19 protein-coding genes are annotated in these 17977 nt (G+C 58.2%); 12 read left to right on the top strand and 7 right to left on the bottom strand.

Annotation, left to right across the window (positions count from 1 at the left end; all coding sequences use genetic code 11):
* Positions 1–11 precede the first annotated feature (11 nt).
* The 7 genes from dksA to panD all read left to right on the top strand — a co-directional run bounded on the left by dksA (position 12) and on the right by panD (position 5592).
* A complete protein-coding gene (dksA, locus tag L2I46_RS15030; RefSeq protein WP_002888845.1) occupies positions 12–467 on the top strand; it encodes an RNA polymerase-binding protein DksA in 456 nt (151 codons plus the stop codon).
* Positions 468–526: 59 nt separating this feature from the next.
* The gene (gene gluQRS, locus L2I46_RS15035; protein ID WP_023292013.1) at positions 527–1408 is read left to right on the top strand and encodes a tRNA glutamyl-Q(34) synthetase GluQRS; all 882 of its coding nucleotides are present in this window, start codon (positions 527–529) and stop codon (positions 1406–1408) included.
* 62 nt (positions 1409–1470) lie between these two features.
* Positions 1471–2865, top strand: a complete 1395-nt coding sequence (gene pcnB, locus L2I46_RS15040) for a polynucleotide adenylyltransferase PcnB (protein WP_071787251.1) — start codon at positions 1471–1473, stop codon at positions 2863–2865.
* Positions 2862–3341 carry a 2-amino-4-hydroxy-6-hydroxymethyldihydropteridine diphosphokinase gene (gene folK, locus L2I46_RS15045; RefSeq protein ID WP_236947993.1) on the top strand — a complete coding sequence of 160 codons (480 nt, stop codon included), beginning with the start codon at positions 2862–2864 and terminating at the stop codon, positions 3339–3341. The genes pcnB and folK overlap by 4 nt, the downstream gene beginning before the upstream one ends.
* Before the next feature lie 119 nt (positions 3342–3460).
* Positions 3461–4252: a 3-methyl-2-oxobutanoate hydroxymethyltransferase gene (panB, locus tag L2I46_RS15050; protein WP_023292010.1), complete on the top strand. Its 792-nt coding sequence runs from the start codon at positions 3461–3463 to the stop codon at positions 4250–4252.
* A gap of 11 nt (positions 4253–4263) precedes the next feature.
* Entirely contained in the window at positions 4264–5118 is an 855-nt protein-coding gene (gene panC / locus L2I46_RS15055; RefSeq protein ID WP_004204399.1) for a pantoate--beta-alanine ligase, read from the top strand.
* 93 nt (positions 5119–5211) lie between these two features.
* Positions 5212–5592, top strand: a complete 381-nt coding sequence (gene panD / locus L2I46_RS15060; protein WP_004204397.1) for an aspartate 1-decarboxylase — start codon at positions 5212–5214, stop codon at positions 5590–5592.
* Between the two features lie 36 nt (positions 5593–5628).
* On the opposite strand, the gene L2I46_RS15065 is transcribed toward panD, so the two are convergent.
* The 4 genes from L2I46_RS15065 to L2I46_RS15080 all read right to left on the bottom strand — a co-directional run bounded on the left by L2I46_RS15065 (position 5629) and on the right by L2I46_RS15080 (position 9197).
* Positions 5629–6882, bottom strand: a complete 1254-nt coding sequence (locus L2I46_RS15065; protein ID WP_023292008.1) for a polysaccharide deacetylase family protein — start codon at positions 6880–6882, stop codon at positions 5629–5631.
* A gap of 58 nt (positions 6883–6940) precedes the next feature.
* Entirely contained in the window at positions 6941–7381 is a 441-nt protein-coding gene (locus L2I46_RS15070) for a PTS sugar transporter subunit IIA (protein ID WP_023292007.1), read from the bottom strand.
* Between the two features lie 122 nt (positions 7382–7503).
* On the bottom strand, positions 7504–8274 hold the full coding sequence (locus L2I46_RS15075) for an ABC transporter permease (RefSeq protein ID WP_004204389.1): 771 nt from the start codon (positions 8272–8274) through the stop codon (positions 7504–7506).
* Entirely contained in the window at positions 8271–9197 is a 927-nt protein-coding gene (locus L2I46_RS15080) for an ABC transporter ATP-binding protein (protein WP_004204387.1), read from the bottom strand. The genes L2I46_RS15075 and L2I46_RS15080 overlap by 4 nt, the downstream gene beginning before the upstream one ends.
* Positions 9198–9375: 178 nt before the next feature.
* Between L2I46_RS15080 and can the strand changes: the two genes are divergently transcribed.
* On the top strand, positions 9376–10038 hold the full coding sequence (can, locus tag L2I46_RS15085; protein WP_004204385.1) for a carbonate dehydratase: 663 nt from the start codon (positions 9376–9378) through the stop codon (positions 10036–10038).
* A gap of 48 nt (positions 10039–10086) precedes the next feature.
* On the opposite strand, the gene hpt is transcribed toward can, so the two are convergent.
* Together hpt and L2I46_RS15095 are read right to left on the bottom strand one after the other, a co-directional pair.
* On the bottom strand, positions 10087–10623 hold the full coding sequence (gene hpt / locus L2I46_RS15090; RefSeq protein WP_004204384.1) for a hypoxanthine phosphoribosyltransferase: 537 nt from the start codon (positions 10621–10623) through the stop codon (positions 10087–10089).
* Positions 10624–10627: 4 nt separating this feature from the next.
* A complete protein-coding gene (locus L2I46_RS15095; RefSeq protein ID WP_032426021.1) occupies positions 10628–10747 on the bottom strand; it encodes a hypothetical protein in 120 nt (39 codons plus the stop codon).
* Between the two features lie 79 nt (positions 10748–10826).
* Here L2I46_RS15095 and L2I46_RS15100 point away from each other — a divergent pair, with 79 nt between their 5' ends.
* Positions 10827–13217, top strand: a complete 2391-nt coding sequence (locus L2I46_RS15100) for a glucose/quinate/shikimate family membrane-bound PQQ-dependent dehydrogenase (protein ID WP_032455031.1) — start codon at positions 10827–10829, stop codon at positions 13215–13217.
* Between the two features lie 75 nt (positions 13218–13292).
* On the opposite strand, the gene cueO is transcribed toward L2I46_RS15100, so the two are convergent.
* On the bottom strand, positions 13293–14894 hold the full coding sequence (gene cueO / locus L2I46_RS15105) for a multicopper oxidase CueO (protein WP_023292004.1): 1602 nt from the start codon (positions 14892–14894) through the stop codon (positions 13293–13295).
* Positions 14895–15039: 145 nt separating this feature from the next.
* Here cueO and L2I46_RS15110 point away from each other — a divergent pair, with 145 nt between their 5' ends.
* From L2I46_RS15110 to L2I46_RS15120, 3 genes are all read left to right on the top strand, one after another.
* Positions 15040–15387, top strand: a complete 348-nt coding sequence (locus L2I46_RS15110; RefSeq protein ID WP_004204381.1) for a YacC family pilotin-like protein — start codon at positions 15040–15042, stop codon at positions 15385–15387.
* A gap of 245 nt (positions 15388–15632) precedes the next feature.
* The gene (locus L2I46_RS15115) at positions 15633–16043 is read left to right on the top strand and encodes a hypothetical protein (protein WP_004204380.1); all 411 of its coding nucleotides are present in this window, start codon (positions 15633–15635) and stop codon (positions 16041–16043) included.
* Between the two features lie 653 nt (positions 16044–16696).
* A complete protein-coding gene (locus tag L2I46_RS15120; RefSeq protein WP_236948000.1) occupies positions 16697–17887 on the top strand; it encodes an FKBP-type peptidyl-prolyl cis-trans isomerase N-terminal domain-containing protein in 1191 nt (396 codons plus the stop codon).
* Positions 17888–17977: the final 90 nt, after the last annotated feature.

A 17977-nucleotide genomic window follows, 5' to 3' on the forward strand; every position in this document is an offset into this window, starting at 1 on the left:
GGAGAAGCAACATGCAAGAAGGGCAAAACCGTAAAACATCGTCCCTGAGTATTCTCGCCATCGCTGGGGTGGAGCCGTACCAAGAGAAACCGGGCGAAGAGTATATGAACGAAGCCCAGCTGGCGCACTTCAAGCGTATTCTTGAAGCATGGCGTAATCAACTCAGGGATGAAGTGGATCGCACCGTATCGCACATGCAGGATGAAGCTGCTAACTTCCCGGACCCGGTAGACCGTGCCGCCCAGGAAGAAGAGTTCAGCCTGGAGCTGCGTAACCGCGACCGCGAACGTAAACTGATCAAAAAGATCGAGAAAACGCTGAAAAAAGTTGAAGACGAAGACTTCGGCTACTGCGAATCCTGCGGCGTGGAGATCGGCATTCGCCGTCTGGAAGCGCGTCCGACAGCGGATCTGTGCATTGACTGCAAAACCCTGGCGGAAATTCGCGAAAAACAGATGGCGGGCTAATCCCCTGCTGCCTCACTCTCTGGCGGGAGTCTCTCCCGCCTGGTTCTGTTGTCCGTATCATGACTGACTCACGCTATATAGGGCGCTTTGCTCCCTCCCCCTCCGGCGAACTCCACTTCGGCTCTCTGATCGCCGCGCTCGGCAGCTACCTGCAAGCCCGCGCGAACCAGGGTATCTGGCGCGTTCGTATTGAAGATATCGACCCGCCGCGCGAAGTCCCCGGGGCCGCCGACACCATCCTGCGCCAGCTCGACCACTACGGTCTGCACTGGGACGGCGAGGTGCTCTGGCAGTCGCAACGGCACGAAGCCTACCGCGAGGCACTGGCCTGGCTGGGGGAGCAAGGGCTGAGCTATTACTGCACCTGCACCCGCGCGCGGATCCACGCCGTAGGCGGGATCTACGATGGTCACTGCCGCGACCTTGGCCTGGGGGCGGAAAACGCCGCGCTGCGTCTGCGCCAGACCCGTCCGGTTCTGCAGTTCACCGACCGCCTGCGCGGCACGCTGGTCGCCAACGAGCCGCTGGCGCGTGAAGATTTTATTATCCACCGTCGCGACGGGCTGTTTGCCTACAACCTGGCGGTGGTGGTCGATGATCACTTTCAGGGGATCACCGAGATCGTCCGCGGCGCCGATCTGATTGAGCCGACGGTGCGGCAGATTTCGCTGTATCAGCATTTTGGCTGGCAGGCGCCGGACTACCTCCATCTGCCGCTGGCCCTCAATGCCGACGGCAATAAGCTCTCTAAACAAAACCACGCGCCGGCGCTGCCGGAAGGCGATCCGCGCCCCGAAATCGTCCGCGCGCTCCGCTTTCTGAATCAGGAGATCGCCGGGGAGTGGCAGGCCCTGAGCGTCGATGATTTACTCGCCCAGGCCGTCGCCAACTGGCAGCCCGCGAAAATCGAGCATTCTCAAATGGCTCCCGCTGAGCTATGATTAGCCGCTATTTTTACACTGTACAGTTGATCTGAAGTCCGTCTGACACTACGAGGTGCACCATTTTTACCCGAGTCGCTAATTTTTGCCGTAAGGTGCTAAGCCGTGAGGAGCGCGAGGCAGAAGCCGCCGTCGAACCAACGCCTATGACGGTGATCCCGCGTGAGCAGCATGCTATTTCCCGCAAAGATATCAGTGAAAACGCCCTCAAGGTCATGTACCGCCTCAACAAGGCGGGCTACGAGTCCTGGCTGGTCGGCGGCGGCGTCCGCGACCTGCTGCTTGGCAAAAAGCCAAAAGATTTTGACGTCACGACCAACGCCACGCCGGATCAGGTGCGTAAGCTGTTCCGCAACTGCCGTCTGGTCGGGCGCCGTTTCCGCCTCGCGCACGTGATGTTCGGGCCGGAAATCATTGAGGTCGCTACCTTCCGTGGCCATCACGAAGGACACACTACCGATCGCGTCACCTCCCAGCGGGGCCAGAACGGCATGCTGCTGCGCGATAACATCTTCGGCTCGATCGAAGAGGACGCCCAGCGTCGCGACTTCACCATTAACAGCCTCTATTACAGCGTGGCGGACTTTACCGTGCGCGACTACGTCGGCGGCATGAAGGATCTGCAGGACGGCGTGATCCGCCTGATCGGCAATCCGGAAACCCGCTATCGCGAGGATCCGGTACGCATGCTGCGCGCGGTGCGCTTCGCCGCCAAGCTGGATATGACCATCAGCCCGGAAACGGCCGAACCGCTGCCGCGGCTGGCCGCCCTGCTCCACGACGTGCCGCCGGCGCGCCTGTTCGAAGAAGTGCTCAAGCTGCTGCAGGCCGGGCATGGCTATCAGACCTACCTACTGCTGCGGGAATACAACCTGTTCCAGCCGCTGTTCCCGACCATCACCCGCTACTTTACCGAGCGCGGCGATAGCCCGATGGAGCGGATCATCAACCAGGTGCTGAAGAACACCGACACCCGCATTCATAACGACATGCGCGTCAATCCGGCCTTCCTCTTCTCGGTGATGTTCTGGTATCCGCTGCTGGAAACTGCGCAAAAAATCGCTCAGGAGAGCGGTCTGGCGTACTATGACGCCTTCGCGCTGGCGATGAACGACGTACTGGACGAAGCCTGCCGTACGCTGGCGATCCCTAAGCGCATCACCACCCTGATCCGCGATATCTGGCAGCTGCAGCTGCGCATGTCCCGTCGCCAGGGCAAACGCGCCTGGAAGCTGATGGAGCATCCGAAATTCCGCGCCGCCTACGATCTGCTGGAGCTACGCGCCGGCGCTGAAAACAACGGCGAACTGCAGCGTCTGACCAAATGGTGGGGCGAATTCCAGGTCGCCGCGCCGCCGGCGCAAAAAGATATGCTCAACGACCTCGGGGACGATCCGGCGCCGCGCCGTCGCCACCGCCGTCCGCGCAAGCGCGCGCCGCGCCAGGGTAACGCATGACCCTGGTCTATATCGCCCTCGGCAGTAACCTCGCTTCGCCACTGGCGCGGGTGCAGGCGGCTATCCGCGCCCTGGGCGAAATACCTTACAGCCGCGTGGTGAACGTCTCTTCGTTCTACCGTACGCCGCCGCTGGGCCCGCAGGATCAGCCGGACTATCTCAACGCCGCCGTCGCGCTGGAAACCACGCTGGCCCCCGAGGCGCTGCTCGATCACACCCAGCGCATTGAGCTGCAGCAGGGTCGGGTGCGCAAAGCCGAACGCTGGGGGCCGCGCACCCTCGATCTCGATATCATGCTGTTTGGCGATGCGGTCATTAACAGCGAGCGTCTGACCGTTCCGCACTACGATATGAAAAACCGCGGCTTTATGCTCTGGCCGCTGTTCGAGATCGCCCCGGACCTCCGCTTTCCTGACGGCCCTGCGCTGCGTACCGTACTGGATGATCTCGGCGCGACAAAACCCGCTATCTGGTAATTCCCTCTCCTTTTTTAGCATTTACGGCGATCGTCGTAATCGGTTGCCCAAAATCATTGCCCCTCTAAATGCTGCTGTTAGAATGCCGGTTAATATGACTTTCATCATCAGGAAATGTTATGAAACCGACCACCATTGCCCTGCTGCAGAAATGCAAACAGGAAAAGAAGCGCTTTGCCACCATTACCGCCTACGACCATAGCTTCGCGAAGCTGTTCGCCGATGAAGGCATTAATGTGCTGCTGGTGGGCGACTCGCTGGGAATGACGGTGCAGGGTCACGACTCCACCCTGCCGGTCACCGTGGAAGATATCGCCTATCACACCCGCGCCGTCCGCCGCGGCGCGCCGAACAGCCTGCTGCTCGCCGACCTGCCGTTTATGGCCTACGCCACGCCGGAGCAGACCTTTGAAAATGCCGCCATCGTGATGCGCGCCGGCGCCAATATGGTCAAACTCGAAGGCGGCGCCTGGCTGGCCGAGACCGTGAGGATGCTGGCGGAACGCGCGGTGCCGGTTTGCGGCCACCTCGGCCTGACGCCGCAGTCGGTGAACGTATTCGGTGGCTATAAAGTGCAGGGCCGCGGCGATGCGGCGCAGACCCTGTTTGAAGACGCGTTAGCGCTGGAAGCGGCAGGCGCGCAGCTGCTGGTGCTGGAGTGCGTCCCGGTCGCCCTGGCGAAACGCATCACCGAAGCCCTGACCATTCCGGTGATCGGCATCGGCGCGGGCAACGTCACCGATGGGCAGATCCTGGTGATGCATGACGCTTTCGGCATTACCGGCGGCCACATTCCGAAATTTGCCAAGAATTTCCTTGCCGAGGCGGGCGACATCCGCGCCGCGGTGCGGCAGTATATTGCCGAAGTCGAATCCGGGGTCTATCCGGGCGAAGAACACAGTTTCCATTAAGGAGTCTTGTTGTGCTGATTATAGAATCCGTGCTGCTGCTGCGTCAGCATATCCGCCGTCTGCGTCAGGAAGGCAAGCGTATCGCGCTGGTCCCGACGATGGGCAACCTGCATGATGGTCATATGAAGCTGGTTGATGAAGCCAAAGCCAGCGCGGACGTGGTGGTGGTCAGTATTTTCGTCAATCCGATGCAGTTTGACCGCGCCGATGACCTGGCGCGCTACCCGCGCACCCTGCAGGATGATTGCGAAAAGCTGAACAAGCGTCATGTCGACTTTGTCTTCGCGCCGACGCCGGCGGAAGTCTACCCGCAGGGCACCGAAGGCCAGACCTACGTCGACGTCCCCGGCCTGTCCACTATGCTGGAAGGCGCCAGCCGTCCGGGCCATTTTCGCGGCGTGTCGACCATCGTCAGTAAGCTGTTCAACCTGGTTCAGCCAGACGTCGCCTGCTTTGGCGAGAAAGACTTCCAGCAGCTGGCGCTGATCCGCAAGATGGTTGCCGACATGGGCTACGATATCGATATTATCGGCGTGCCGATCGTCCGCGCGAAGGATGGCCTGGCGCTGAGCTCGCGTAACGGCTATCTGACCGCCGACCAGCGCAAAATCGCCCCCGGTCTGTATAAAGTGCTGAGCGCGGTGGCGGAAAAACTGGCCGCCGGCGACCGTCAGCTCGACGAGATCATCGCTATCGCCGAGCAGGAACTGAACGAGAAAGGTTTCCGTGCCGACGACATTCAGATCCGCGATGCCGACACCCTGCTTGAGCTGACCGACGCCAGCCAGCGCGCGGTGATCCTGATGGCCGCCTGGCTCGGTCAGGCCCGCCTGATCGACAACCAGATCGTCACGCTCGGTCAGTAGACAGCGGGTAAAAATCGGGCAATACTTGCCCGGGCTTTTCTCAGGGCGGACGTCGTGTCCGCTCTGCTACATTAAGGTTGAAGGGTAGAAGTTATGATGCGTAATATGCTGCAGGGCAAGCTCCACCGCGTAAAAGTGACGCAGGCTGACCTGCACTATGAAGGTTCCTGCGCCATTGACCAGGATTTCCTGGATGCGGCCGGTATTCTGGAGAATGAGACCATTCACCTCTGGAACGTCACCAACGGCAACCGTTTCTCCACCTACGCCATTGCCGCCGAGCGGGGTTCCAGAATCATCTCCGTTAACGGCGCCGCCGCGCACTGCGCCAGCGTCGGCGATATCCTGATCATCGCCAGCTTCGTCACCATGTCTGACGAAGAGGCGCGCCGCTGGCAGCCCAACATCGCCTATTTCGAAGGCGACAACGAAATGAAGCGCCAGGCGAAAGCGATTCCGGTGCAGGTCGCCTGATGACCACGGCGCAGCGCTCAGGCGCAGCGCCGAAGTTTACCCCTGCGGCTGGTTACTGATCAGCCGCGACATCGTCTCCAGCGAATCCGTGCGTAAGATATATAACCGCTTTAGCAGAAACGGATTGTCCCCCGGCTTCACCTTCCCACGCACCGTCGTCACCGCCATATGAAACCCGGCGTCATTCGCCGCCTGCACCGCCGTGGCGTTATAGCCGCCGAAGGGATAGGAAAGGTAGAGCACATGTGGATTAAACTGGCTCAGCGCCCGGCGCGAACGGGCAAAATCAAACAGAATATTATGGTAATTGCGGCTGAATAAGATCGGCCGCCGGCCGGCGTCCACCCGGTGCAGGAAGTGGGTATGCGACTGAATGTCAAAGACGTCCTGGATCTGCCGGAGCTCAGAAATGCTCATGAACTGCAGCGATTTCGGATCCCATTGCTGCGGATGACGCTTGATGCGCGAAGAGATAATAAAGGCGGTGGCGTGGAAGCCATACTGTTTCAACACCGGATAGGCGTAGCGGTTTACCGATTTCAAACCGTCATCGAAGGTAATGGCGACTGCCCGCGCCGGAAGGTTAATTTTATTGCGCACGTAGCCTTCCAGCTGATACAGGGTCAGCGTGGTATACCCCTGATCCCGCAGCCAGGTCATCTGGTTATTGAAGGCGCGTACCGAGGTGGTGGTCGAGGTATGGCGGAAACGGGTGTTCTCTTCGTCACGCAGAATATGGTGATAGGTCAGCACGGGGATCCCGTTATCCTCCTGCGCATCCAGACTGCTGACCCACGCCAGCCGATCGCCAATGCGGATCTGAAACCAGGTCTGATTGAGGCGGTCTTTCAGCTTGCTGAGGATCGGATAGCGCAGATTATTGGCCAGCGTGCCGAACGGCGCGCTGCTCACTGAGGGAGCGTCATAGAGCGGTGTATCTTTCCAGGTGAGTAAATTCTGGTTACTCAGCGGCTTATTGAGATCCCCCAGACGGTCCTCCACCCGCTGCTTCCCCTGCACTGGCTCCAGATGGCCCTTGTCAATAAACCCGGTGCCGAAGCCGAAGCGAAACTCATAGTAATCAGCCGCCGTCGGGACAACCGCGAGGATCTGCCCGGCACGCACATTGCCCACGCTGACCACATGGTTCCCCACCTGCGCCCAGATCACCGCGTCTTCGGTGGTTTGCATATAGCGCACAGGTTTGCCCTGCTGACTAAGCAGACTGGCGGAGGCGCTGAGTGAGGTCAGTAAAAGAAGCAGAGTAAAAAATCGGACAAGCATGCGCATCGAACCGGTAAACCATCAACGGCGGTTATTGTAACAAAAGCGGCATCTGTCCCGCTGCTTAATTTCCAAAGGTATCATGACGCAACCGGAACGGGGGGTTCTTCTGCTGCTGATGCCACAGGCTGCTCACCATCGGCCCGCCCGCGCTGACGATAGCCTGGCGAAACGCCTCGCTGCTTAACGTGTCCCGCAGCAGATACATTCGCTCAAGTAATGAATAGCTGACGCCGGAGATCACTTCGCAGTGGGTATGTTTGTGGCTCATCAACGCCGCGGCCCGATAAGGCGCCGCGCCGGTTCTGTCGGTTAGGAAAATGACCCCGTCCCCGGAGTCGGTGGCATGCAGCGCATCGCACATCATCCGGCTCAACATATTGCTGCTGAGATTGCGCCAGTAATTGACCGCCCGGCACTGGGCCAGCGGACCAAATTTTTGTTCAAGACGATCCAGCATCTCCTGCGCCAGCTCATCGTGGCAGGTAATGACCCAACCAAGCATGCTTCCCTCCTTAGCCAGCCAACAATGTAGCAAGGGGAAGATGGCGTATCGGTGATGGGGGTCAAAGATAAGCGGTTAGCGCTTCGCGTATTGGCGTCCGGAAGCGCTAACCGTGATGAGTATCAGCTACGCAGGCCGCGACCGCGCTGGATTAACGACCAGCAGAGGAGATAGAAGGCGACGATGAAGACCACCAGCACCGCAAAGGTGGTCACCAGCGGCACATCGTTGATACCGAGGAAGCCGAAGCGGAAACCGCTGATCATGTAGACGATGGGGTTCAGATGCGACAGCCCCTGCCAGAACGGCGGCAGCAGGGTCAGCGAGTAGAACACCCCGCCGAGATAGGTCAGCGGCGTCAACACAAAGGTCGGGATCAGGCTGATGTCATCGAAGGTCTTGGCAAACACCGCGTTCAGCAGTCCGGCCAGCGAGAACAGCACCGCGGTGAGGAGCAGCGTCAGGGCGACAAACAGCCAGGAGTGAACCTGGAACGGCACAAAGAACAGCGACACCGCGGTCACCAGGATACCCACGCACAGCCCGCGCGCCACCCCGCCGCCCACGTAGCCGGCGATAATCACGTGCGTCGGCACTGGCGCCACCAGCAGCTCCTCAATGTTGCGCTGAAACTTGGCGCTGAAGAACGACGAGGCGACGTTGGCGTATGCGTTGGTGATCACCGCCATCATGATCAGGCCCGGCACGATAAACTGCATGTAGGTAAAGCCATGCATCTCGCCGATGCGCGACCCGATCAGGTTACCGAAAATCACGAAGTACAGGGTCATGGTGATCACCGGCGGCACCAGCGTCTGCACCCAGATGCGCATAAAACGGTGGATCTCTTTGGTCCAGATGCTTTTCAGCGCGACCCAATAAAGCTGCATCATGCTGACTCTCCTTTTCGCTCATGCACCAGGGTGACAAACAGCTCTTCCAGACGGTTGGCTTTGTTACGCATACTCAATACCTGCACCCCCTGGGCGCTCAGCTGCGCGAAAACGCTGTTAATCCCCTGCTCGCGCAGGACCTCCACTTCCAGCGTCGAGGTATCAACCAGCTGATACTGGTAGCCCTCGAGCTTCGGCACCGGGCTTTTTGGCGCGAGGTCGAGAATAAAGGTCTCTGATTTCAGCTTCGACAGCAGCGCTTTCATCGAGGTGTTTTCCACCAGCGTACCGTGCTGGATGATGCCGATGTTGCGGCACAGCATTTCGGCCTCTTCCAGATAGTGAGTGGTCAGAATAATGGTGGTTCCGCGATCGTTGAGATCCTTGAGGAAGCCCCACATCGAGCGGCGTAGTTCGATATCGACGCCGGCGGTCGGCTCGTCGAGGATCAGCAGCTTCGGCTCATGCATCAACGCGCGAGCGATCATCAGGCGGCGCTTCATCCCGCCAGAGAGCATCCGCGCGCGTTCGCTGCGTTTTTCCCACAGATCGAGCTGTTTTAAGTACTTTTCGCTGCGGGCGATGGCTTCTTTACGTTCAACGCCGTAGTAGCCCGCCTGGTTAACGACGATCTGCTGCACGGTCTCGAACGGGTTAAAGTTAAACTCCTGCGGCACCAGGCCAAGCTGGCGCTTGGCGTTGACGACGTCTTTCTCCAGATCGTAGCCAAAGACATTGACCTGACCGGAGGTTTTGTTCACCAGCGAGCTGATGATGCCGATCGTCGTGGATTTTCCCGCCCCGTTCGGGCCCAGCAGGGCATAGAAATCCCCCGCTTCAACCTGCAGGTCAATTCCCCGCAGCGCCTGAACCCCGCCGGGGTAGGTTTTTTTGAGCTGTTTTAATTCCAGAGCAATGGTCATTAAATATCTCTTCTCGTGTCATGACACGTCATTAACCCGCCTGACTGACGTTTGCGCTGTAGTGGCGCGGCCAGCGCATCTGCAGCCGGAAGTATCACGGGTTAAGATGGTTTTAAAAAAGGTGAGCTTACCCTATATTAGCGCAACGCACTTACTTGGTTACAGGCCGATAACGTCCATGAATGATATAGATACACTCATCAGCAACAATGCACTATGGTCAAAAATGCTGGTGGAAGAGGACCCCGGCTTTTTTGAGAAACTGTCGCAAACGCAGAAACCGCGCTTCCTGTGGATTGGCTGTTCTGACAGCCGCGTTCCCGCTGAGCGACTCACCGGCCTGGAGCCAGGCGAACTGTTTGTGCATCGTAACGTGGCGAATCTGGTGATCCACACCGACCTCAACTGCCTGTCGGTGGTGCAGTATGCCGTCGATGTTCTCGAAGTCGAGCACATTATTATCTGCGGCCACTACGGCTGCGGCGGCGTACAGGCGGCGGTGGAGAACCCGGAGCTGGGGCTCATCGACAACTGGCTGCTGCATATCCGCGATATCTGGTTTAAACACAGCTCGCTGCTGGGGGAAATGCCGGAGGAGCGCCGGCTGGATACCCTTTGTGAACTGAACGTAATGGAACAGGTGTACAACCTGGGACATTCGACGATTATGCAATCGGCGTGGAAGCGCGGACAGAAGGTGACCATCCACGGCTGGGCATATGGCATTCACGACGGACTGCTGCGCGATCTGGATGTGACCGCCGTGAGCCGGGAAACCCTTGAACAGCGCTATCGCCACGGGATCTCCAACCTCAAGATCAAGCACATCAACCACAAATAGCCTTCAGACTTAGCCACTCTGGCGCGCGCGCCAGAGTGGGATATCCCCTTACTCGTCCAGCAGGGTGACTTTGCCGATATACGGCAGATGGCGGTAGCGCTGAGCGTAGTCGATACCGTAGCCCACCACGAACTCGTCCGGAATGGCGAAACCGACGAACTCTACCGGGACATTCACTTCACGGCGGCTTGGTTTATCCAGCAGCGTACAAATGGCCAGCGACTTCGGCTCGCGCAAGCTGAGGATCTCACGCACTTTAGACAGGGTATTGCCGGAGTCGATGATATCTTCCACGATCAGAACGTCTTTACCACGGATGTCTTCGTCCAGATCTTTGAGGATTTTCACATCACGGGTAGTGGACATGCCGCTGCCGTAGCTCGAGGCGGTCATAAAATCGACTTCATGCGGCACCTGCACTTCACGGCACAGGTCGGCCATGAACATAAACGAGCCGCGCAGCAGCCCCACCAGCACCATTTCGCTGCCGCTGTCCTGATAATGTTCGTTGATTTGACGACCCAGTTCCGCGATGCGCGCTTTGATCTCGGATTCCGGGATCATCACTTCTACAGTATGTTTCATAAGACTAACCATTTGATTCTAAATATAAATCATCAAAGCCGCTGCTTTCGCCCCGACGATGACCGGCAAGCCATCCAGTATACCAGCAAAAAGAAATCTGCGGTGCAGGGATTAATAAAGCCATATTTGTGATTCCGATCACACTTGTTAAATCCTATAATTAATTGCAGTTAAAAAATTAACAAACACATGAGTAACTTTCTATGGCTGAAACAAAGTCTCAACAATCAAGGCTCCTGGTGACGCTGACTGCGCTATTTGCAGCGTTCTGCGGCCTCTATCTTTTAATCGGCGGAGCATGGCTGGTCGTGCTTGGCGGCTCCTGGTACTACCCCGTCGCCGGTCTGGTGATGCTGGGCGTGACCGTGATGCTGTTCCGCGGCAAGCGCGCTGCGCTGTGGCTGTACGCCGCGCTGCTGCTGGCGACCATGATCTGGGGCGTCTGGGAAGTCGGCTTCGACTTCTGGGCGCTGACGCCGCGTAGCGATATCCTCGTCTTCTTTGGTATCTGGCTGATCCTGCCCTTTGTCTGGCGTCGTCTGCCGGTGCCTTCCGCTGGCGCCGTAGGCGCGCTGGTCGTCGCCTTGCTGATCAGCGGCGGCATGCTGACCTGGGCTGGTTTTAACGACCCGCAGGAGATCAACGGCACTCTGAGCGCCGACGCCACCCCGGCGGCGCCGATTTCCAACGTTGCCGACGGCGACTGGCCGGCCTATGGCCGCAACCAGGAAGGCCAGCGCTTCTCCCCGCTGAAGCAGATTAACGCCGACAACGTGAAGAACCTGAAGGAAGCCTGGGTGTTCCGCACCGGCGACCTGAAACAGCCGAACGATCCGGGTGAAATCACTAACGAAGTGACGCCGATTAAAGTCGGCGACACGCTCTTCCTGTGTACCGCCCACCAGCGTCTGTTCGCGCTTGACGCCGCCTCCGGTAAAGAGAAGTGGCATTTTGACCCGCAGCTGAACGCCGACCCGTCGTTCCAGCACGTCACCTGCCGCGGTGTCTCGTATCACGAAGCGAAAGCGGATAACGCCCCTGCCGACGTCGTCGCCGACTGTCCGCGCCGCATTATCCTGCCGGTGAACGATGGTCGCCTGTTCGCAGTGAACGCCGACAACGGTAAGCTGTGCGAAACCTTTGCCAACAAAGGTATTCTCAACCTGCAGACCAACATGCCGGTGACCACGCCGGGCATGTATGAACCCACTTCCCCGCCGATTATCACCGATAAGACCATCGTGATTGCCGGCGCAGTTACCGATAACTTCTCTACCCGCGAGCCGTCAGGCGTGATCCGCGGCTTTGATGTGAATACCGGTAAACTGCTGTGGGCCTTCGATCCGGGCGCGAAAGATCCGAACGCCATCCCAAGCGATGAGCATCACTTCACGCTCAACTCACCCAACTCCTGGGCGCCTGCCGCCTACGACGCCAAACTGGATCTGGTCTATCTGCCGATGGGCGTGACCACTCCGGATATCTGGGGCGGTAACCGCACGCCGGAGCAAGAGCGCTATGCCAGCTCGATTGTCGCGCTGAACGCCACCACCGGTAAGCTGGCCTGGAGCTACCAGACCGTCCACCACGACCTGTGGGATATGGACATGCCTTCCCAGCCGACGCTGGCTGACATTGAAGTCAATGGCAAAACCGTGCCGGTCGTCTATGCTCCGGCGAAAACCGGCAACATCTTCGTGCTGGATCGCCGTAACGGCGAGCTGGTGGTCCCGGCCCCGGAAAAACCGGTTCCGCAGGGCGCCGCCAAAGGCGATTACGTCGCCAAAACCCAGCCGTTCTCCGATCTGAGCTTCCGTCCGAAGAAAGATCTGACCGGGGCGGACATGTGGGGCGCCACCATGTTCGACCAGCTGGTGTGCCGCGTGATTTTCCATCAGATGCGCTATGAGGGTATCTTCACCCCGCCATCTGAGCAGGGCACCCTCGTCTTCCCGGGTAACCTGGGGATGTTTGAATGGGGCGGTATCTCCGTCGATCCGAACCGTCAGGTGGCTATCGCCAATCCGATGGCGCTGCCGTTCGTCTCTAAACTGATCCCACGCGGCCCGGGCAACCCAATGGAGCCGCCGAAAGATGCGAAAGGCTCAGGCACCGAGTCCGGCGTGCAGCCGCAGTACGGCGTCCCGTACGGCGTCACCCTGAACCCGTTCCTATCGCCGTTCGGTCTGCCGTGCAAACAGCCGGCCTGGGGCTATATCTCCGCGCTGGATCTGAAAACTAACGAAGTGGTATGGAAAAAACGTATCGGTACCCCGCAGGACAGCCTGCCGTTCCCGATGCCGGTTAAACTCCCATTCACCATGGGTATGCCGATGCTGGGCGGTCCGATCTCCACGGCGGGCAACGTTCTGTTCATCGGCGCGACCGCGGATAACTACCTGCGCGCGTACAATATGAGCAACGGTGAGAAGCTGTGGGAAGCCCGTCTGCCAGCCGGCGGTCAGGCCACCCCGATGACCTACGAAGTGAATGGCAAACAGTATGTTGTCATCTCTGCCGGCGGTCACGGCTCGTTCGGTACCAAAATGGGCGATTATATCGTCGCCTATGCGCTCCCGGATGAGGCGAAATAAAACGCAAAACGGCAACGAAAGTTGCCGTTTTTTTTTGTCTTTATCCCCTCTCCCACGCGCCAGGGTTATACCGCCCTAAACCGTGAACCCCAACATCATCCCGGTGTCTTCATGTTCCAGCAGGTGGCAGTGGGCCATATAGGCAAACTCCTTCGGCGCCGGATGATCAAACTTCACTAATACTTCACTCACGTCCCCTTCCACACGCACGGTGTCTTTCCAGCCGCGACGATGCGCCGCTGGCGGCTTGCCGTTTTCGCTCAGGATGCGGAACTGGGTGCCGTGGATATGGAACGGATGCAGCATCATGTCGCCCTTACCCGAAATCACCCAGCGCTCATACTGGCCTCTGGCGGCGGCGAACATCGGCACATTCATGTCGAAGGCTTTGCCGTTGATGCGGTTGGCGTTATGGAAATCAAATCCTTTGCCCGACGACATGCCATGATCCATGCCGGACCCGTGGTTCATGTTGCTCATGTCGCCGTGGTGCATATTCCCCATGTCGCCCATCCCGCCGTGCCCCATCATGCCGTGATCCATTCCTGCCATCGCCTGATCGCCATATTTCTCCATCAGCGCCTGCATGCCCATCCTGTCGAGCATCGGATCCATCGACAGCTGGAGCTGACGCTGCGTCAGCCCCGTCAGAGAAGGTAGCGCCGGCATAGCGGCCAGGGTATCCAGCAGCTTACCGGAGGCAGGAATGACCAGCGGCTGGACGCGCAGTACCGGCTGTGGTTTATCAAAAGGCGCAATGGCCATGCCCATCTGACCCACCGGCAGGGTCACCAGATCAAAAGGTTTGCCGTCGCTGGTGTCCACCAGCACCTCAAAACGCTCCCCCATCAAGACCGGCAACTCATTGACCTTCACCGGCTCTGCCAGCAGACCGCCATCGCTGGCCACCACGTACAGCGGGCGCTTATCGCTGGTCGCAAAATTGAGGGAACGGGCATTACAGCCGTTCAGCAAGCGCAGACGTAGCCAGCCGCGCGGGGCGGCATGTTCAGGATAGAGAGCGCCATTGGTCAGCAGCGTATCGCCAAACCAGCCGACGGCAGCGCTCATCACATCCAGCTGATAATCAATTTCGCCAGCGGCGGTAAACTTCTTGTCCTGCACAATCACCGGTACATCATCGATTCCCCACTGCTTCGGCAACAGCAGGCGTCCGCTCTCTTCATCCTCGATCAGCACCAGCCCCGCCAGCCCCATCGCCACCTGCCGACCGGTGGTCCCGTGCTGATGCGGGTGAAACCAGCAGGTGGCCGCCCGCTGCGTTGGCGTGAAGCTCACCGTCCGAGTGGCGCCCGGGGCGATGACCCCCTGCGGTCCTCCGTCGACCTCGCCCGGTACCTCCAGACCATGCCAGTGCAGCGTCGTCTCCTCTGCCAGCTGGTTGGTAATGTCCACCGTGATAGCCTTCCCCTGCGTCAGCTGCAGCGCGGGACCCAGTAGCGAGCCGTTATACCCCCAGGTGGTGGCGTTCAAAGCGCCAAACTGCGTTTTGCCCGCCTGGATGGTCAGCGCGATACGATTGCGCGCATCAGCCGTCAACAGCGGCGGTACCGGCAGGGCCGGGCGACTGGCCGCAAAGACCGCACGGCTCCAAAGCGGTAACGCGCTGGCCATGCTGACCGCGGCGGTCAGTTTGAGGAAGTCTCGACGTTGCATATTCACATCCTTTTATTCTGCGGGCGAATATTTGAGCTTAAACCCTACCGTAACGGGAAGGTCAAGCAGAAGAGTAAGAATAAAGATCGGCGCTGTGTAAAGAAGTATGCTAATTTGAAGCGTCGGTGATCTAACGGTAGAAAAAATGAAGACGCTTTTCAGAACAATGGTACTCGGCAGCCTGCTTACTCTCTCCGCCAACAGCTACGCGCTCAGCGAATCAGAAGCGGAAGACATGGCTGATTTAACCGCGGTTTTTGTGTTTCTGAAAAACGACTGTGGCTACCAGAACCTGCCCAACACGCAGATCCGTCGCGCCCTGGTGTTCTTTGCCCAGCAGAACCAATGGGACCTGAGCAACTACGACAGCTACAACATGAAAGCGCTTGGCGAAGACAGCTATCGCGATCTCAGCGGCATTAACCTTCCGACGGCGAAAAAATGTAAAGCGCTGGCCCGCGATTCACTTAGCCTGCTGGCTTACGTCAAATAATTTCCCGCGCGGGCGGCAACGCGCCGCGCTTTTCCCCGACTCACCCGCCTTTAATATTTACCATTATTATTTTATACAAAATAAATTTTATCTACCTCGCAATACATCAAGCCAATAAATAAATTAAACCCGTACTAACAGCCCTGGCAGATAAAAACAATAAAATATCCCTAACGATATATTGCAAAATAAAAAGCAGCCTTTTAGAATCCGTTGAAAATATATCTACTTCATGGACTGAAATTGTGAATATCTCGCTGACTCTTCGTATTATTCCACTTGCCGCTATGTTATTAGCCGGCTGTAGCAATACCGCCTCTCGCCAGCAGGTAAAACCGCTCACCACCCCGCTAACGTCGCAGCAGCAGGCAGAGCAGGAGCGAGCGGCCAGCGAACAAGCGCGCATTGAATCCTGCCGACAGGCGCTGGACTCGCTAAAAGAGGTTAACCCACAGCAGGCAACCAAACTCAGCAATGACTTCAACGCCTTAGTGCGTGCGGCGTCACAATACAACAGCGTGCGCGAGAAAGTGGCGGATCCCACCCGGCTTGGCATTGACTCCATGTATCAGTTTAAATCCATCAAATTGTGCGCCGATATTCAGAAAACGCTAATCGATAGCCTGGTACAGCGGGGTGAAAGCAAGCAGCCATGAACAGAGCCGCCACGCTGACCCTCAACGCGCCCCTGCTGATGCTCGTCGCGGCGCTGGCGCTTTCAACACCTTTCTTCGCCGGCGCCGCGCCGGCGTTTCTTGACTACGCCCAGCAGCAAACCCAGGCGCATGAAAAAAGCGATGCTGCAACCGCAAAGCAAACGTCAGGCGATCGTCAACCTGCGGATAATAAAATAAAGACACCCAATACCGCACAATTGCAAAAAAGAATCGTCAACCAGCAGGCGACGATTGAGCAAAAAGATAAAACTATTCAGCAATTAAAAAAACAGCTTGCTAACACTCCGGCCACAGAAACCTCCATCGCGAATGAGCAAGCGGCCTTAAATAACAAAATAAAAGAATTACAGATCGCCTTAACCGCCGCCACCGCGAAAAATGAGGCGTTAATTAAAAAAGAAAGCGCAGCCCAGAATACGACTCTGCAGCAAAGTCAGGCCGCCGCGCTGAAGCAGATCCAACAATTAACGTCACAGCTTCAGCAAGCCGCAGCTGAAAATAAACGGCTCAGCGCCAGCCTCACCGCTCTGAATACAGATAAGCAGACGCTGGCTAACCGGCTCGCCGCGGCAGAGAAGGCGCAGCAGACCACCCTCGACCAGGTCAAAACCCTTAACGCCGACAAACAGCCGTTGGTCAACCGGCTGGCGGCGGCGGAAAAAGAGAAGCAGACCGCCCTCGACCAGGTCAAAAACCTTAACGCCGATAAGCAGTCTCTGGCTAACCGGCTGGCGGCGGCGGAAAAAGAGAAGCAGGCTGCTCTCGACCAGGTCAAAACCCTTAACGCTGATAAACAGCCGCTGGTCAACCGGCTGGCAGCGGCCGAAAAAGAGAAACAGGCCGCCCTCGACCAGATCAAAGCCCTTAACGCCGACAAACAGCCGTTGGTCAACCGGCTGGCGGCGGCGGAAAAAGAGAAGCAGACCGCCCTCGACCAGATCAAAGCCCTTAACGCCGATAAGCAGTCGCTGGCTAACCGGCTCGCCGCGGCGGAGAAAGCGCCATCGAGCCGCGCCGATGCCGCCGTGGCGGCAAAAGATGAGCCCCCCGAGATGGCGACCATAGTGGCGGCCTATCGCCTGCAGGCGGACAAAGATAACGCCCAGCTGCGGATGAAAGAGGATGAAATCCAGCTGCTGCGGACGCAGCTGACGGTCCCGCCGAGAAATACCACCGGCAAAACCGCCGCCAAACTCAGCGCGCCAGGTGAACAGCAGGCTTACGCCATCGGCGCCTCGATGGGTACAGAGGCGCTTAATGTCCTCACGACTCGTCGCACTCAGGGAGTTAACGTCGACGCTGGCCTGGTGCTGCAGGGCATCGAAGATGCTTTCAGCGGCCAGCTTCGCCTCGGCGAACAGGAGCGTAACAAAGCGCTGTTTGACATTTCACAGCAGGTTTTCCAGAACCTGAATAAAATCGAGCAGAAAAACATCAGCGCCGGTCAGAAATACCAGCAGGCGTTTGCGCGCAAAAAAGGTGTGGTCTTCAAAGAGGGCGTCTACAGCCGTATCGATTACCCGGGTAAAGGAAAAATTAGCGGCAACGATCTGGTGACCGTGGTGATCAAAGAGATGCTGACGGACGGAACGGTGATCAATGATATGGAGACGAAAGATCAGGCGCTTACCCAGAAACTGGATGCCTATCCCCCGGTATTTCGCGGGCCGCTGAAGCGCCTGCAGAACCACGGCTCCGTGACGCTGGTCGTCCCGCCCGACAAAGCCTATGGCAGTAAAGGGTTGCCACCGAAGATCCCCCCAGGCGCCACCATGGTCTATTCCGTGCGGATAGTGGATAGCCAACCCGCGCCGGTAAAATAGCCCTGTCTCCCCACCGCCCTCTCCGGGCGGTGCTGTTATTCCTGCCGCATTGCTGCAATAACCGCCGTGCATCCTCATCTATAGTTGTCT

Source organism: Klebsiella sp. 2019SCSN059 (assembly GCF_021739525.1).
GTDB lineage: Bacteria > Pseudomonadota > Gammaproteobacteria > Enterobacterales > Enterobacteriaceae > Klebsiella > Klebsiella quasipneumoniae.

Bases quoted from the DNA above. Each gene is read 5' to 3' on its own strand.
- dksA (WP_002888845.1), top strand. From the start codon at position 12: ATGCAAGAAGGGCAAAACCGTAAAACATCGTCCCTGAGTATTCTCGCC.
- gluQRS (WP_023292013.1), top strand. From the start codon at position 527: ATGACTGACTCACGCTATATAGGGCGCTTTGCTCCCTCCCCCTCCGGC.
- folK (WP_236947993.1), top strand. From the start codon at position 2,862: ATGACCCTGGTCTATATCGCCCTCGGCAGTAACCTCGCTTCGCCACTG.
- panB (WP_023292010.1), top strand. From the start codon at position 3,461: ATGAAACCGACCACCATTGCCCTGCTGCAGAAATGCAAACAGGAAAAG.
- panD (WP_004204397.1), top strand. From the start codon at position 5,212: ATGATGCGTAATATGCTGCAGGGCAAGCTCCACCGCGTAAAAGTGACG.
- L2I46_RS15065 (WP_023292008.1), bottom strand. From the start codon at position 6,882: ATGCGCATGCTTGTCCGATTTTTTACTCTGCTTCTTTTACTGACCTCA.
- L2I46_RS15070 (WP_023292007.1), bottom strand. From the start codon at position 7,381: ATGCTTGGTTGGGTCATTACCTGCCACGATGAGCTGGCGCAGGAGATG.
- L2I46_RS15075 (WP_004204389.1), bottom strand. From the start codon at position 8,274: ATGATGCAGCTTTATTGGGTCGCGCTGAAAAGCATCTGGACCAAAGAG.
- L2I46_RS15080 (WP_004204387.1), bottom strand. From the start codon at position 9,197: ATGACCATTGCTCTGGAATTAAAACAGCTCAAAAAAACCTACCCCGGC.
- can (WP_004204385.1), top strand. From the start codon at position 9,376: ATGAATGATATAGATACACTCATCAGCAACAATGCACTATGGTCAAAA.
- hpt (WP_004204384.1), bottom strand. From the start codon at position 10,623: ATGAAACATACTGTAGAAGTGATGATCCCGGAATCCGAGATCAAAGCG.
- L2I46_RS15095 (WP_032426021.1), bottom strand. From the start codon at position 10,747: ATGGCTTTATTAATCCCTGCACCGCAGATTTCTTTTTGCTGGTATACT.
- L2I46_RS15100 (WP_032455031.1), top strand. From the start codon at position 10,827: ATGGCTGAAACAAAGTCTCAACAATCAAGGCTCCTGGTGACGCTGACT.
- cueO (WP_023292004.1), bottom strand. From the start codon at position 14,894: ATGCAACGTCGAGACTTCCTCAAACTGACCGCCGCGGTCAGCATGGCC.
- L2I46_RS15110 (WP_004204381.1), top strand. From the start codon at position 15,040: ATGAAGACGCTTTTCAGAACAATGGTACTCGGCAGCCTGCTTACTCTC.